Origin of the sequence: Dickeya sp. NCPPB 3274 (assembly GCF_000406205.1) — a bacterium.
In the GTDB taxonomy this organism is placed as follows: Bacteria; Pseudomonadota; Gammaproteobacteria; order Enterobacterales; family Enterobacteriaceae; genus Dickeya; species Dickeya fangzhongdai.
On record NZ_CM001979.1, the window covers coordinates 2,955,732 to 2,971,859 of the forward strand.

13 protein-coding genes and 1 other RNA gene are annotated in these 16,128 nt (G+C 58.2%); 6 read left to right on the top strand and 8 right to left on the bottom strand.

Annotation, left to right across the window (positions count from 1 at the left end; genetic code table 11):
• Positions 1-10: 10 nt before the first annotated feature.
• Positions 11-382 (bottom strand): Fe-S cluster assembly scaffold SufA, encoded by a 372-nt coding sequence (gene sufA / locus DXX3274_RS13230; protein WP_042860150.1) that lies wholly within the window; start codon positions 380-382, stop codon positions 11-13.
• A 172-nt stretch (positions 383-554) separates the two neighbouring features.
• On the opposite strand from sufA, the gene DXX3274_RS13235 reads away from it, so the two are divergent.
• Both DXX3274_RS13235 and DXX3274_RS13240 read left to right on the top strand, forming a co-directional pair.
• The gene (locus DXX3274_RS13235; RefSeq protein ID WP_042860151.1) at positions 555-938 is read left to right on the top strand and encodes a hypothetical protein; all 384 of its coding nucleotides are present in this window, start codon (positions 555-557) and stop codon (positions 936-938) included.
• A 17-nt stretch (positions 939-955) separates the two neighbouring features.
• Complete coding sequence (locus tag DXX3274_RS13240) at positions 956-1,357, top strand: hypothetical protein (RefSeq protein WP_042862113.1); 402 nt, start codon at positions 956-958, stop codon at positions 1,355-1,357.
• 192 nt (positions 1,358-1,549) lie between these two features.
• On the opposite strand, the gene DXX3274_RS13245 is transcribed toward DXX3274_RS13240, so the two are convergent.
• On the bottom strand, positions 1,550-1,972 hold the full coding sequence (locus tag DXX3274_RS13245; RefSeq protein WP_042860152.1) for a hotdog fold thioesterase: 423 nt from the start codon (positions 1,970-1,972) through the stop codon (positions 1,550-1,552).
• Positions 1,972-5,031: an FAD-binding and (Fe-S)-binding domain-containing protein gene (locus DXX3274_RS13250; protein ID WP_042862114.1), complete on the bottom strand. Its 3,060-nt coding sequence runs from the start codon at positions 5,029-5,031 to the stop codon at positions 1,972-1,974. Before DXX3274_RS13250 ends, DXX3274_RS13245 begins: the two co-directional genes overlap by 1 nt.
• 337 nt (positions 5,032-5,368) lie before the next feature.
• Here DXX3274_RS13250 and ydiK point away from each other — a divergent pair, with 337 nt between their 5' ends.
• Together ydiK and rprA are read left to right on the top strand one after the other, a co-directional pair.
• Positions 5,369-6,472, top strand: a complete 1,104-nt coding sequence (gene ydiK, locus DXX3274_RS13255; protein ID WP_042860153.1) for an AI-2E family transporter YdiK — start codon at positions 5,369-5,371, stop codon at positions 6,470-6,472.
• A 233-nt stretch (positions 6,473-6,705) separates the two neighbouring features.
• Positions 6,706-6,816: antisense sRNA RprA (gene rprA, locus DXX3274_RS22890), an RNA gene on the top strand.
• A gap of 168 nt (positions 6,817-6,984) precedes the next feature.
• Here the strand turns inward: rprA and ppsA are convergent.
• Complete coding sequence (gene ppsA, locus DXX3274_RS13260; RefSeq protein ID WP_042860154.1) at positions 6,985-9,363, bottom strand: phosphoenolpyruvate synthase; 2,379 nt, start codon at positions 9,361-9,363, stop codon at positions 6,985-6,987.
• 316 nt (positions 9,364-9,679) lie between these two features.
• On the opposite strand from ppsA, the gene DXX3274_RS13265 reads away from it, so the two are divergent.
• Positions 9,680-10,501 carry a pyruvate, water dikinase regulatory protein gene (locus DXX3274_RS13265; protein ID WP_038668134.1) on the top strand — a complete coding sequence of 274 codons (822 nt, stop codon included), beginning with the start codon at positions 9,680-9,682 and terminating at the stop codon, positions 10,499-10,501.
• A 184-nt stretch (positions 10,502-10,685) separates the two neighbouring features.
• Positions 10,686-11,738, top strand: coding sequence for a 3-deoxy-7-phosphoheptulonate synthase (locus tag DXX3274_RS13270; RefSeq protein ID WP_042860155.1), 1,053 nt, complete (start codon positions 10,686-10,688; stop codon positions 11,736-11,738).
• Positions 11,739-11,827: 89 nt separating this feature from the next.
• Here the strand turns inward: DXX3274_RS13270 and rmf are convergent, their stop codons facing one another.
• From rmf to pqiA, 4 genes are all read right to left on the bottom strand, one after another.
• Positions 11,828-11,995 carry a ribosome modulation factor gene (rmf, locus tag DXX3274_RS22895; RefSeq protein ID WP_012769408.1) on the bottom strand — a complete coding sequence of 56 codons (168 nt, stop codon included), beginning with the start codon at positions 11,993-11,995 and terminating at the stop codon, positions 11,828-11,830.
• Positions 11,996-12,423: 428 nt separating this feature from the next.
• The gene (gene pqiC / locus DXX3274_RS13275) at positions 12,424-12,987 is read right to left on the bottom strand and encodes a membrane integrity-associated transporter subunit PqiC (protein ID WP_042860156.1); all 564 of its coding nucleotides are present in this window, start codon (positions 12,985-12,987) and stop codon (positions 12,424-12,426) included.
• Positions 12,984-14,630, bottom strand: coding sequence for an intermembrane transport protein PqiB (gene pqiB, locus DXX3274_RS13280; RefSeq protein ID WP_042860157.1), 1,647 nt, complete (start codon positions 14,628-14,630; stop codon positions 12,984-12,986). The genes pqiC and pqiB overlap by 4 nt, the downstream gene beginning before the upstream one ends.
• Positions 14,617-15,885: a membrane integrity-associated transporter subunit PqiA gene (pqiA, locus tag DXX3274_RS13285; RefSeq protein ID WP_071603955.1), complete on the bottom strand. Its 1,269-nt coding sequence runs from the start codon at positions 15,883-15,885 to the stop codon at positions 14,617-14,619. The genes pqiB and pqiA overlap by 14 nt, the downstream gene beginning before the upstream one ends.
• Between the last annotated feature and the right edge of the window lie 243 nt (positions 15,886-16,128).

Genomic DNA, 16,128 nt, shown 5'->3' on the forward strand with positions numbered 1-16,128 from the left:
GTGTCGCCGCTTAAAGCCCAAAACTTTCGCCACACCCACAGGCATGCCGGGCTTTGGGATTGTTGAATTTGAATACCTGATTGATGCCTTCCTGGACAAAATCCACTTCCGTGCCGTCGAGAAACGGCATCGCCTTGAGCGGAATGAACAATCGCGCGCCTTCGCGCTGATAGAGCAGATCGGTGGGGTCAGGCTGATGCACCAGCTCCAGTACGTAACCAAACCCCGCACAACCCGATTGCTTAACCGCCAGCCGGATGCCCTGCATCGATTCATCCCGCCGCATCAGGTTACTGATATGGGCTACGGCGCTATCGGTCAGCGTCAATCCCTGCCATGCCTGTTCGTCCAGTGAAAAAGTTTCTACATCGTGCGTTTGCATCGGGATCACCTCGCTTGCTGTTATTGCCCCCCGCACGGCGGGCTGTGATACCGACCGCATGACATCCGTTTCCTGCTGGTTGATCAATTCGGATATCTATACTGTCAGAACTCACACAATGTTAATGATAATTATTACTACATCAACCGGGTGATTGTGGGGGCTTTCCCGGATGATTGTGGGGCTTTTCCCGGATGATTGTGGGGCTTTTCCCGGTTACCGGCTCCAGGACGTTCCATTTGCAACCGGTATTTTCGGCGCTCACTGCCCCAAAAACCAACAACTGACTATTGATATAGCAAACCTTGATAATTTATACCTATGGTTTTGCCTGTTATTGCTATCAACATTTTCTTATCATCAGTATAACACCCCTGAATCAGTCTATTTTCTGAACGCCCCTGCCATGCCAAAAATTCTCCGCTGCGCGCACACGATGATAAATTCAGCACGTTTCATGCAGAAAATGCGATCGCGATCGCCTCTTACCGGCGAATACGCACCGGAAGCGTTGCATGATGGAGCGCTTAAAAATATGATAATGATTCTTATTTAATGTATGAGGTGCCGGTCATGTTCCCGTTCAGAGCCTGGTTGCAGACGCAAATCGATGACTACCGGCGGCAATTGCGTAATGCCACGATGGAATTTTATCTGGCGGAATTATCGCTGGAGCGGGATGACGGCGAGATTGGCGAATTGCGGCACTACTACCTGACCGGTGTCCAAATGGCGGAGCTGAGCCAGCAGCAGGGCGACGAAAACAGTTACCTGTTCAGCCTGATCAAGATCCACCAGCGTCTGATTCATGAAATCAACAATGCCGAGCGCGACCACCTGTTCCGGGTGCAGAGTTACTACTTTGCGCGCCAGACGTTGCAGCGCATCTGCACCCAGTTCAGCCTGATGGGCAGTTGGGACAAAGCCACCGCTTTCCAAACCGATTTTATGCAGCGAGTGGCGTTTATCCCCTGAAGGTTTATACCCGTCATACTTCAAGTTGCAGGTGTGTTGGCTGCGTTCGTTCACCCGAATCACTTACCTGAGTAAGCTCATCGGGATTCACTCTCTTGCCGCCTTCCTGCAACTCGAATTATTTTGGGTATATACCCTGAAGAGAGGCTGCCGGGCCGGGTGCCCGACAGCAGCGTAACGATTGGCGGGAGATCAGGCATCCGGCGTGATCACCGCCGTAGTCAACCGCGAGGTGCAACACAACCGATCCCGGCTGTCAAAAATATCAATCTGCCAGACCTGCATCCGTTTGCCGGTGTGCAGCGCGCGGCAAACGCCGCGCACCTCGCCTTCCGTTACCGCGCGCAGGTGGTTGGCGTTGATTTCCACCCCCACCACCCGCTGCTCGCCTTCCGAACACAGATAACCGGCGATCGACCCCAGCGATTCCGCCAGCGTCACCGATGCGCCGCCATGCAGCAGCCCGAAAGGCTGACGCGTGCGATGATCCACCGGCATCACGCCTTCCAGCGTATCGTCGGTCAGGCGCGTCATGCGGATGCCGATATGACCGGCCATGCCGCCCACCGCCATCTGATTCAACTGCTCAATATCTACGGTACGTTTCCACAGCATCACACCAGCTCCAGCAACGCCTGCAACGGATGTTTCAACCCACGCCCTTCCATACGCTTAACCTGACTGCGGCAGGAGTAGCCGGTGGTCAGACAGCGCGCCTGCGGCAACCGTTGCAGGGACGGCTGCCAGGAGAGAGCATAGATTCCTTGAGAGTGCGCCAGATTACGGCTCTCATGGCCGTAAGTACCCGCCATGCCGCAACAGCCGACGCTGACGTTTTCCAGCCGGGCGCCGAAATGGGCAAAAATGGCCGACCACTGTTGCCCGCTGACCGGCAACGCCGTGGTTTCGGTGCAGTGACCGAACAGATACCACGGATCGTCGCGCAGCGCCGGCGCGCGATCGTCGCGGCTGGTCAATAGCGCCGTCAACCACTCATGCACCAGTTGCACCTGAAAATCGCCGCGCCGATCGCCCAGCACTTCCCGGTACTCATCCCGATAACACAGCACCAGCGCCGGATCCACCCCCACCATCGGCAGCCCAAGGCGGGCCACCCGGTTGAGGAATTCCGCGGTTTTACCGGCGGTTTTGGCAAAGCGCTGCAGGAATCCTTTGATATGCTGCGGCTTGCCGTTCGGCGAAAACGGCAGCAGCACCGGTCGCAACCCCAGCTTTTCCACCAGCCGGACAAAATCCGCCACCACCTGCGCGTCGTAATAGCTGGTAAATGGATCCTGTACGATCAACACATGATCGGCACGCGCCTGCGGCGACATCTGCTCCAGTTGTTCCAGCGTGGTGGTCATCACCCGGTGGCCGACAAATTGCCGGCGCAGCGACGGCGTCGACAGCAACGGCAAATCCACCATACCGATGAACTTGCGGCTGACCGCATTCACCCACGGCTGGCGCAGGAAAAAGTTGAAGGTCTTCGGGCTGTGCGCCATCAGCGGAGCGTAGCTTTCCACGCCGGCCACCAGATAGTCCCGCGCCGGACGCAGATAGCGGGTGTGGTACAGTTGCAGGAAACGAGCGCGAAAACCGGGAACGTCAATCTTGATCGGGCACTGGGTGGAGCAGGCTTTGCAGGCCAGGCAGCCGGACATCGCCTCTTTGACCTCATGCGAGAAGTCATACACGCCCTGACGCGCAGCCAGCGTGTTGCGGGTTTTGGCGATCAGTCCGCGGAAACTGACGCGCTGATGCGGCAGCGCATTTTCCAGCGCCAGTGGATCCACCCCCTGTTCCGACAACAGTCGCAACCACTCGCGCACCAGCGTGGCGCGGCCTTTGGGCGAATGAATACGGTTGCCGGTGATTTTCATCGACGGACACATCGGGCTGCGGGTATCGAAGTTGAAGCACAGGCCGTTGCCGTTACACTCCATCGCGCCGCGGTACGCGGTGCGTACCGTCAGCGGAATCTGCCGATCGTAGGTGCCGCGTTTCACCGCATCCACCTGCATCATCGGCGCGTCCACTCCCAGCGGCGCACAGATCTTGCCGGGGTTAAGGCGGTTGTCCGGGTCGAACGCCGCCTTGACCCGGCGCAACTCTTCATACAGCTCCGGCCCGAAGAATGCCGGGCTGTATTCGGCGCGGAAACCTTTGCCGTGTTCGCCCCACAGCAAACCGCCATATTTGGCGGTCAGCGCCACGATCTGATCGGACAGCTGCTTCATCAGCACTTCCTGCTGCGGGTCGCACATATCCAGCGCCGGACGCACATGCAGCACACCGGCGTCCACGTGACCAAACATGCCGTAACTCAAACTGTGACTGTCCAGCAGCGCGCGGAACTCGGCGATGTAATCCGCCAGATGCTGAGGCGGCACGCAGGTGTCTTCGGCAAACGGAATCGGTTTCGCCAGCCCTTTGCTGTTGCCCAGCAGGCCGACCGCTTTCTTGCGCATGCCGTAAATACGTTCGATGCCCGCCAGATCGCGGCAAATCTGATAACCGATCACCCCTGCCTCGCGGGCAGCCAGCAGCCCATCCAGACGTTCGCACAACGACGCCACCTGGCCGTCGATAAGCGGCTCGTCGTCGCCGGCGAACTCGACAATGTTCAGCCCCAGCATCTCCTCGCCGGGCACATCGGTAATCAGTTCGCTGACCGAGTGCCACACGATGTCTTCGCGCGCCAGATTCAGCACCTTCGAGTCCACCGTTTCCACCGACAGCGCCCGCGCCTCCACCATGAACGGCGCGCTGCGCAGCGCGGAATCAAACGAGTCATATTTGACGTTGACCAGCCGCCGCACCTTGGGCAACGGCGTGATATCCAGCTTCGCTTCGGTAATGAACGCCAGCGTCCCCTCGGCGCCGGTCAGGATGCGAGTCAGGTCAAACGTTTGCATGTCATCGCTGAAAACATGACGCAGGTCGTAACCGGTCAGGAAACGGTTCAGTTTGGGGAACTTTTCTATAATCAGCTCACGGCGTTCACGGCAGCGATGCAATACGGTGTGATAAATGCGACCGATCGGCGAATCGTCCTGCGCCAGCTGTTCCGCCAGCGCCACCGGCATCGCCTGGGTATCCAGCAGTTCGCCGCCCGGCAGCACCGCGCGCAGCCCCAGTACATGGTCCGAGGTTTTGCCATACACCAGCGAGCCCTGCCCCGAGGCGTCGGTATTGATCATGCCGCCGAGCGTGGCGCGGTTGCTGGTAGACAGCTCCGGCGCGAAAAAGTAGCCGAACGGCTTGAGGTACTGGTTCAGTTGATCCTTGATAACCCCGGCTTCCACCCGTACCCAGCCCTGCTCCGGGTTGATTTCCAGAATACGGTTCATGTAGCGGGACATATCCACCACAATCCCGTGATTGAGCGCCTGCCCGTTGGTGCCGGTGCCGCCGCCGCGCGGCGTGAAGACCAGCTCGCGAAAGCGCTCCTCATCAGCCAGACGGGCCAGCAGCGCCACGTCGGCGGTCGAGCGGGGAAAAACCACCGCGTCCGGCAGCAGTTGATAGATACTGTTATCCGTCGCCATCGTCAGGCGGTCGGCGTACTGGGTGGCGATATCGCCGGTAAAACCGTTTTGCTTCAAGGCTTCCAAAAAGCTCAGCACCGGTTGAACGATTCCCGGCGCTTGTGTGATCTGTGGGATCATTATGTGTTGACCCTGTTCGTGCGAGAGGTGTTTGCCAATAAACCAAATGCCGGCAGGCGACGCGTCGGCCATCCGCGGCCCCTTCGTTTTATCACATTTCCCCCGGCTGTGCGTTAATGGATCAATAAAAACTTAGGGTTGCGGCGGCTGGCGCGCCCGCGGCATAACGCTGACGATTCGCCCTCCCGGTCAGGAATCACTGTGCAAACCGGCGGAAATCACGCATGATAAATTCTGGCTCAAATCCTTTGCATTATCAGCCATCAGGGACGACAGCCAGCCCCGTTTTCATCATTTTGCATTAGGCCTGTCGCCTGAATTAACGAGGTAACCTCTCTTGATGAAACAATCTCAGTCACAGCGATTCGACCTCGCGCGAATCCTGTTCAGCTTGTTGTTTATTGGTATTCTGATTATTGCCTGTTTCTGGGTGGTGCAACCGTTTATCCTCGGCTTTGCCTGGGCCAGTATGGTGGTCATCGCCACCTGGCCGCTGTTAATCCGTTTGCAGCAGATACTTTGGGGATCCCGCTCGCTGGCGGTGCTGGTCATGACCGTGCTGCTGGTGCTGCTGTTTGTGTTCCCGACCTCGATTCTGGTCAGTAGCGTGATTGACAATGCCTCGAATCTGATCAGTTGGATCGGCGCGCAGGGGCGGATTACCCCGCCGGAGCTGGACTGGCTGCGGTCCATCCCGCTGGTGGGCGCCAAGCTGCACAGCAGTTGGTATTCACTGGCGCACAGCGGCGGTCCGGCGCTGATGGCCAAAATCCAGCCCTATATCGGCCAGACCGCCTCCTGGGTGGTATCGCAGGCGGCGCATATCGGCCGTTTCCTGATGCACTGCGCCCTGATGGTGCTGTTCAGCGTGCTGCTGTACAGCAAGGGCGATCAGGTCGCGCTGGGCGTGCGTCGTTTCGCCATTCGCCTCGGGCGTCAGGGCGGCGACTCGGCGGTGATTCTGGCGGCGCAAGCCATCCGGGCGGTCGCCCTCGGGGTGGTAGTGACGGCGATTGTGCAGTCGGTGCTGGGCGGCATTGGTCTGGCGCTGGCAGGGATTCCCTACACCACGTTGCTTACAGTGCTGATGTTTCTGTCCTGCGTGGCGCAAATCGGCCCGCTGACGGTGCTGATTCCCGCCATTATCTGGCTTTACTGGAGCGGCGATACCACCTGGGGCACCATCCTGCTGATCTGGAGCTGCGTGGTTGGCACGCTGGACAACATCATCCGCCCGTTGCTGATTCGTATGGGCGCTGATTTGCCGATGTTGCTGATTCTGTCCGGCGTGATCGGCGGCCTGCTGGCATTCGGCATGATCGGGTTGTTTATCGGTCCGGTAGTGCTGGCGGTATCTTATCGTCTGCTGTCGGCCTGGATGAAAGAGTCGCCGGAGCCGCCGCCGATCCGCTCTATTTCCCACCATCACAAAAAACCCTGATTTTCACATCCATTTCCCGGTGCATCACGCATCGGGATTAGTCCTAATATGTAAGATAATTTTATACTTTTAGGAAACCTCTCAGCCGATCTTCATCATTTATGGCAGTTAATCTGCTATTAGATCAGTTTTCCTGACAAAAATTCTTGCATGACAAATCTATTATTCAAAAATAATTAACCATTAGGATGATTCCTAATGACTCCGATCGCCCCAAAACCTAGTATTCATACCCGGAGCTATTGTTAACGTAATGTTTGTCAGTGAGGTTTCTCCTCGTCAGAGCTAGTAACGAATTGCTGTGTGTAGTCTTTGCCCATCCCCTGAGGTGGGCTTTTTTTTATCTGTTGCTTTCCCTCTTTCTCCCGCTGGTGCGCCGGCTCCGTTTTTGTCTCCCGTCTTCTTCTTCGCTCGTCTTATCCCACTTCACCAAACGCGGGCGTAAAAAAACCGCCCGGCGCAGTGCGGCGGGCGGTGGGTATCTCAATAACGCCGAATAGACGGATAACGGCTTAGCGTTTCTCAGCCAGACTCAGCCAGGTCTGCACCACGGTATCCGGGTTCAGCGACAGGCTGTCGATGCCTTCATCCATCAGCCAGGCGGCAAAATCCTCATGGTCCGACGGCCCCTGACCGCAGATCCCGACGTACTTGCCCTGTTTTTTCGCTGCGCGGATCGCCATCGCCAGCAGCGCTTTCACCGCGTCATTGCGCTCGTCGAACAGTTCAGACACCACGCCGGAGTCGCGGTCCAGCCCCAACGCCAGCTGGGTCATGTCATTCGAACCGATGGAGAAACCGTCGAAATGCTGCAGGAATTCCTCCGCCAGCAGCGCGTTGGACGGAATTTCGCACATCATGATGATTTTCAGACCGTTCTCGCCACGTTTCAGCCCCTGACTGGCCAGCTCGGCCACCACGGCCTGCGCCTGCGCCACGGTGCGCACAAACGGGATCATCACTTCCACGTTGCTCAGCCCCATGTCGTTGCGTACCCGTTTCACTGCTTCGCACTCCAGCGCAAAGCAGGCGCGGAAGTCCGGCGACACGTAACGACCGGCGCCGCGGAAGCCCAGCATCGGGTTTTCTTCTTCCGGCTCGTAGCGAGCACCGCCCAGCAGGTTAGCGTACTCGTTGGACTTGAAGTCGGACAGACGCACGATCACCCGCTTCGGCCAGAATGCCGCCGCCAGCGTCGCGATGCCTTCCTTCAGCCGTTCAATGTAGAACTCGACCGGGTCGTCGTATCCCTGCATCAGGATACGGATTTCGCGCTGCAGTTCCTGCGTCTGCTGTTCAAACTCCAGCAAGGCGCGCGGATGCACCCCGATCATGCGGTTAATGATGAACTCCAGCCGAGCCAGCCCCACCCCTTCGTTGGGCAGGCAGGCGAAATCGAACGCCCGATCCGGGTTGCCGACGTTCATCATAATTTTCAGCGGCAGCGACGGCATGGCATCCACCTGCGAGCTTTTCACGGTGAAATCCAGCAGGTCCTGATAGACGTAGCCGGTGTCGCCCTCGGCGCAGGATACCGTCACCTTCTGGCCGCTTTGCAGCCGCTCGGTGGCGTCGCCGCAGCCCACCACCGCCGGGATGCCCAATTCACGGGCGATGATCGCCGCATGACAGGTCCGCCCGCCGCGGTTGGTGACGATCGCCGCCGCCTTTTTCATGATCGGTTCCCAGTCCGGGTCGGTCATGTCGGTTACCAGCACGTCGCCGGCATTCACCCGATGCATTTCGCTAATGTCATGGACGATCTTCACTTCGCCCGCGCCGATGCGATGGCCGATAGCACGCCCTTCCACCAGCACCTTGCCGCCGGCCGGTAAATGATAACGCTCCATCACCTGGCCGTTGGAACGTACGGTTTCCGGACGCGCCTGCACGATATACAGCTTGCCGGTGTGGCCGTCTTTGGCCCATTCGATGTCCATCGGGCGGCCGTAGTGTTTTTCAATCAGCAACGCCTGATGCGCCAACGCCTGCACTTCATCATCGCTCAGACAGAAACGGGTGCGCTGCGCCTCTTCCACATCCTCCACCCGCACCTGCTTGCCGTGCTCCTGCGTGGCGGCGTACACCATGCGGATTTTTTTCGATCCCATATTGCGGCGCACAATCGACGGTTTGCCACTGAGCAACGTCGGTTTGTGTACATAAAACTCATCCGGGTTGACCGCGCCCTGCACCACCATCTCGCCCAGCCCCCAGGCGGCGGTAATAAACACCACCTGATCGAAGCCCGACTCGGTATCCAGCGTAAACATCACGCCGGAAGACGCCAGATCGGAACGCACCATGCGCTGCACCCCGGCGGACAACGCCACGCCGCGGTGGTCATAGCCCTGATGCACGCGATAGGAAATAGCGCGATCGTTGAACAGCGAAGCAAACACATGCTTGACCGCCACCATCACGGCATCAATACCCTGTACGTTAAGGAAAGTTTCCTGCTGGCCGGCGAAGGAGGCGTCCGGCATATCTTCCGCGGTGGCGGAAGAACGCACCGCGAACGACGCGTCCGGCTCGCCGTCCGCCAGTTGCTGGTACGCGTCGCGGATTGCCTGCTCCAGCTCCGGCTGGAACGGCGTGTCGATGACCCACTGACGGATCTGCGCGCCGGCTTTGGCCAACTGGCTGACATCGTCGGCATTGGTACGGTCCAGCAGTTCATAGATCCGCTGGTTGATGCCGCTTTGGTTGAGAAAGTCATTAAACGCCTGGGCGGTTGTCGCAAAACCATTCGGAACCGACACCCCAAGTTCCGACAGATTGGTGATCATTTCCCCCAGAGAGGCATTTTTGCCTCCCACCCGCTCAACGTCGTGCATACCAAGCTGGTTATACCACAGGACATTACGCATATCAGGGCCGTTGTTAGACATCGAAAATAATCCTTTTTGCATACAGTTTCGGTGTAAAGAATTAGGGTGTTAAATATTTCGCCATGAATGAGTTTCGGCTTTATGAGCGTAGCACAGGGTTTCAAAAAGGACGGAAAGGTGAATCGATCAACCTGGTGAAAAAAAGAGGAATTCATGGTTTTGGATTGCCAAAAGTCAGAAAAATCCCAATATTGTAGAATAATACCATCGTAATCATGAAGATAATGAAATGACGTTTTAATAAAAATGTCAGGAAACACCTGATTTCCGGCACAAAAGTCTTATGATAGCCAGCGAAGGCATTGGAGGAGTCTGTATGGAAAGAAGCGTATTTTATGTGTCCGACGGCACCGCCATTACGGCGGAAGTGCTCGGTCACGCGGTGATGTCCCAGTTTCCGGTTAGCACCGTCAGTTATACCCTGCCGTTCGTCGATAACGAAGCCCGGGCGGCGGCCGTCCGCGAGCAGATCGACACCCTGTACCGTCAGCATGGCGTGCGCCCGCTGGTGTTCTATTCGATTGTCACGCCGGCTATCCGCGATATCATCGTCGGCAGCGAAGGATTCTGTCAGGACATCGTGCAGGCGCTGGTGGCGCCGTTGCAGCAGGAACTGAACGTTTCGCCGATGCCGGTGGCCAACCGCACCCACGGGCTGACCGCCAACAACCTGATCAAATACGACGCGCGTATCGCCGCGATCGATTACACGCTGGCTCACGACGACGGCATTTCGTTGCGCAACCTCGATCAGGCGCAGGTGATCCTGCTGGGGGTCTCCCGCTGCGGCAAAACCCCGACCAGCCTCTATCTGGCGATGCAGTTCGGCATCCGGGCCGCCAACTATCCCTTCACCGCCGACGATATGGACAACCTGCTGCTGCCGGAAGCGCTCAAGCCTTATCAGCAAAAGCTGTTCGGCCTAACCATCGACGCCGAGCGGCTGGCGGCCATTCGTGAAGAGCGGCGCGGCAACAGCCGGTACGCCTCGCTGCGACAATGCCGCATGGAACTGAGCGAGGTGGAATCGCTGTTCCGCCGTCATCAAATCCGTTACATCAACACCACTAATTATTCGGTGGAAGAGATTTCCGCCCGCATTATCGACCTGATGGGCATAAATCGACGTATGTATTAGCTGTTTTCACTCATCGGAGTAAGGGGTTGGCTGTGATAGACTATCGCCATCGCGGCCAGGCGGACCCGGAAAAATATCGGTGGCCCCACGGCCACCTCCCCGCGCTTTCTGCCAGACCTGATGGTTATTCATAAAAAAGCCTATACCTAACGGGATAGGCGCCACGTACATTCAGAGACTACACATGCAACCAACTGATGAGCTGCGCAGTGAGCGACTTGCCAGTCTGATGACGCCCCATGAACTGTTGACCGCACTTCCTCTCACGCCGGATGTCGCCGACACCGTCATCGCCTCGCGCGCACGCATAGAACGCATTCTTTCCGGGCAAGACCGCCGTTTACTGGTGATCATTGGCCCGTGTTCCATTCACCATATTGATAGCGCCAGAGAATACGCCCAGCGGCTGGCGGTATTGCGCACCACCTACCAGCACCGGCTGGAAATCGTGATGCGAACCTACTTCGAAAAACCGCGCACCGTGGTGGGTTGGAAAGGGCTGATTGCCGACCCGCTGCTCAACGGCAGTTTCCTGATCAATGAGGGATTGACGCAGGCGCGCCAGCTGTTGCTGGATATCAACGCGCTCGGCCTGCCGACCGCCACCGAGTTTCTGGATATCGTCACCGGGCAGTATATCGCCGACACCATTAGCTGGGGGGCGATCGGCGCGCGTACCACCGAGAGCCAGATCCACCGGGAAATGGCCTCCGCCCTCTCCTGTCCGGTGGGATTCAAGAACGGCACCGACGGCAACGTCCGCATCGCGGTTGACGCCATCCGCGCCGCCCGGGCGCGCCACATGTTTTTGTCGCCGGATAAACACGGCCGCATGACGGTGTACCAGACCCACGGCAACCCGTTCGGTCATATCATTCTGCGCGGCGGCAAAACGCCCAACTACGAAGAGCAGCACATTACCGAAGCCTGTGCCGCGCTGCGGGAATTTGCGCTGCCGGAACGGCTGGTGGTGGATTTCAGCCACGGCAACAGTCAGAAGCAATTCCAGCGCCAGTTGACCGTAGCGCAGGCGGTATGCGACCAGATTCGCAGCGGCGCCAGCGCTATCGCCGGCGTAATGGCGGAAAGTTTTCTGGTGGAAGGCACTCAGCCGCTGCACCATCCGGATCAACTCACCTACGGTCAGTCGATTACCGACGCCTGCCTCGGCTGGCAGGACAGCGAACGTCTGCTGTCCATGCTGGCGGATGCGGTGGACAGCCGTTTTGCGGACTGACGAAAAGCCATTCGGCGTATCGTCCCGCTCTGAAAAAGAAAACCTCCGCCGCGGCGGAGGTCGTTCCCTTTTCGATTGACAAGGTGCGATCAGGCAATCGCCGCCCTGTCCTCCATGGCCTCTCGCCAACCTCCCAACCAGTTAGACCGGGCATCGATCGATTGATAAGGACAGAGCTCCTTGGACCGGCCAACGATACCAGCCTGGTAGCCCCGTGAATGCGCCCGTGCCAGACGATCTCTTTTCTGTCTCTTCATGCCTTGTTTCCCTCATTTCGACTCTGGTGGAAAGAAAACAGTGGTTACTTTTCGCGCAACCACACCCTATGAATAGCCATTCGGGAGGCGAAGATCAAGGCGCAAAATTCACGCCATTGTCATATTTGTGAACCAGAATAAAGAATTTTCTGTGAGACAAAGCCACATTTTGGCCTAACAGGCTGAGACAAAAACAAAACCCCTGGAACCCGATCGCGATCACAAAAACAGGATCCAGAGGTATTTGCTATAACTCAATTCATCCCGGTATATACCCTAAATAATTCGAGTTGCGGGAAGGCGGCAACGCAGCGAATCCCCAGGAGCTTACTCAAGTAAGTGACTGGGGTGAGCGAGGAAAGCCAACGCACCTGCAACTTGAAGTATGACGGGTATAAAAGCGGTCCGGCTTCCACGTTAAGTAGGTATCAGACGCCCGCCTGCAGGCGCTGACGCACCTGCTCCGCCACCTGCTGCCAGCCCTTGCCAAGCGCGCCGATCAGCGCGTCATAACCGTCTTCGGCCTGCGGCACTTCGATGTTGAACGACTGGGTGACGACGTGTTTACTCCCCTTCAGCACCCACTCGCCGCGAATCACCGCCTTGCCGTCGAACCGCCCCTGAAACGCCGTCACATTGACCTGCAAACTGGAGGCGCTATCGCTGGCGGCGCCGGTAGCGGCGACATGCCAGCCCGGCAGGCCGTTGCGCAGCGACGCCACCAACGCCTGCTGCAACTGCTGGTCCAGCGGGCTGGCCCACAGATTATTGGCCGCGATGGTGTAACGCACCGCCGAAGTCTGGAACACGATGCCGTTCCCTGCCAGCGAATCCACCAGGGTGACCGGGGCCACCCACAGTTGGCGCCCTTCGGTCGACGCAACCGAGAGACTGGTGCTCTGTGTGGCGACAGGCAGTTGATAATAGACTTTCTGCGGGCTGCTACAGGCGCCCAGCAACAACACCAGCCACAACGGCCATCCTTTCATCATGGTTTCGCCTTTTTCGGTTGTGGATCACGGGCACCCGGTGCCTCGAAGATCAGAGCATTACTCTTGTCGTTCAGGGTACGCAGCAACGGCTGCAATTCGCGCAACGTCTGATCCAGGCGCTGCATGTCGCCCACCATGCGGTTATAGGCCGGCGAACCAGGCTGTACGCCCTGCAGGCTGCGGTTCAGTTCGCGCAGCGTACGCTGCAAGTCTTCCGGCAACTGCTGCATCGCCTCGCTGTTGGTGAGCTTGTTGAGCGATGCCAGCGTTTTCTGCAGTTCGCGCAGGGTGGACTGGCTTTCCGCCAGCGTCTTCGTCGCCTGCTCCACCATCGGGTTGAGCGGCAGATTATTGATTTTATCCAGCACCGACATCAGCTTCTGCTGGATCTGCGTCAGGCCGCCGTTGACCGTCGGCAACACCGGATAACCATCCATCGAGGTCAGCGCCGTCACGCGGTCTTTCTGCTGCGGATAAAAATCCAGATCCACATACAGCGCGCCGGTCAGAAGATTGGCGGTTTTCATCGACGCCCGCAGACCAGATACGGCGCCCTTGCTCAGTTCCTGTTCCAGATTGATCTGGTCGCGCAGCCCTTGTTTCAGCCGACCCGGCTCGATGCGTACCAGCACCGGGATGCGGTAGTCGCTGTCGAAACTTTGCGGCAGACTGCGCGGGAAGAACGGCACTTCGGCGACGGTCCCCAGCCGGATGCCGCGGAATTCGACCGGCGCGCCCACCTGCAGACCGCGTACCGACTCATCGAAAAACAGCAGGTATTCTTTGTACTCGGTATACAGCGAGTCCTGAATACTGTTCTGATTGTCAAACAGCTGGAATTCGTCGCGCTCATGGGACTGATTACCCTTCTCCCAACCAGTGGGCACATCAAAGCTGACGCCGCCGCTTAACAAGGTGCTGAGCGACCCCATTTCCACCCGCATCCCCTGCGCGGACAAATTCAGCGCCACGCCGCTGTCTTTCCAGAAACGGACATTCGCCGTTACCAGTTGGTCATAGGGCGCGGCGACAAACAGCTGATACTGCATCTTTCTGGCCGTAGGATCAAAATGGCTGGTCTCCACCGACCCGACCCGATAGCCGCGGAACAGCACCGGATCGCCGGCGGTCAACTGCCCGGACTGATCGCTGTTGAGAACGATGCGAATCCCTTTGGCGTCAGGCGACGCCAGCGGCGGCGAATCCAGCAGTTTGAAAGCACGGCTGTCTTCCTTGCTGGACCCCGGCTGAAGCTCGATGAAGGAACCGGACAACAGCGTCCCCAGCCCGGAAACGCCTTCGCGGCCGATCTGCGGTTTCACCACCCAGAACGCCGAATCCTTGCCCAGCAGTTTATCCATGCCGTCGTTAAGACGCGCTTTGATTTCCACCTGATGCAGGTCTTCGCTCAGCATCACGCTTTCTACCACTCCCACGTTCACGCTGCGGCTCTTGATCGCCGTTTTTCCCGCCTCGATCCCCTCGGCGTTACTGGTGGTCAGCGTGATTTCCGGCCCCTGATGACTCACGTGATAAAACAGAATCCAGGCGCCAATCAGCACGGTCACAATCGGTACAATCCATACCGGCGACCAGCGTTTGATGCTTTCGATCTGCGCCATGCCTTGATTAGTTTTCGTCAACGGAACGCTCCTCTCCTTGCACGTGATGCCGATCCCACAGCAGGCGGGGATCAAAAGTCATCGCAGCAATCATGGTCAGTATGACCACGGTGGCAAACAACACCGCGCCGATGGCCGGATAAATGCTCATCAGTCGGCCCATACGCACCATCGCCGACAACACGGCGATGACAAACACATCGATCATGGACCAGCGGCCGACAAACTCCACGACCTCATACACCAGATGCAGCCGCTCAGTATCGTAACGGCGCGAGCCGTAGGCGCACCAGCACAGCCAGCCCATCGCCAGCATTTTCAGCGTCGGCACCATGATGCTGGCGATGAAAATCACCAGCGCCACCGGCCACGAACCGGAATCCCACAGCAGGATCACGCCGGACATGATCGTCGAGGTAATGCTATGACCCAGCGCTTCGGTGACCATAATCGGCATCACGTTGGCGGGCACGTACAGCAACACCGACGTCAGCAGCAGCGCCAGCGTCCATTGCAGGCTGTGACGCCGCCGGGCATGGCCGTGCGTATGGCAGCGCGGACAGCGGACCTCATCGGCGGGCAGAATAGCGCTACAGCAGGTGCAGGCGCGCACGCCTTGATCCAGCCCGCTGCGGCCGGTTTCCAGCCCCGCCGGCATCGGCGGCGGCGGCGCGACGTCATCCCACAGCCAGCGACGATCGAGGCTCTGGAACGTCAGCAACTGCAACAGGCAAAAAGCGATATAGGGGATGAAACTGGCGCCGATACCGATATCGCCATACGACATCAGTTTTACAAAACTGACCAGCACCCCCGCCAGAAAGATCTCCGCCATGCCCCAGCTTTTCAGCTGGAACAGCGTCTTGGTGAACAGACGCCGCACGTTATCAGGCAGCGGCACGCGCAGGCACAGCAGCAGAATCACCGCCATTGAACAGGCCGGCACCAGTTGAGCAAACAGCAGAAACAGCGTCGCCATGCTGGCATAGTTTTCCGCCACCATCACCCGAGGGATTTCCAGTAGGGTAATTTCGCTGCGAATACCGGCGACGCTCATCGAGACAAAGGGAAACAGCATGGACAACAGCAGCATGATCAGCGCGCTAAACGCAAAGCTGGCCGGCCGCCACCGCGGCTCACGCTGACGGCTGGACAACGAGGTTTTGCAACGCGGACACACCGCCCGCTGCCCATCATGCAATGTCGGCAGTTCTACCAGCAAGTCACAGTGCGGACACAGCATATGCCGGTCATAGTGGTGGTGATGAACACACATTCGCCGCCTCCGGTGGCCTGGCTGATACGAAAAATCACGATGTTGTCGATACTGGATTTATGGCGGCACGGTGGCGTGCGAGATAAACCAGCTTGTTTCTTCACAACCACCGCGTCCTTGCAACCACTACGATCGCAGGCCAGGAAAAGGCGCAAACGCCGCCCCGCCCTGGCCTCGAACTCATGGTTAATGATGCCCGTTTGGTTCACCCAACGAAGGCTCGCCCCAGCGCCGCGTTTACGC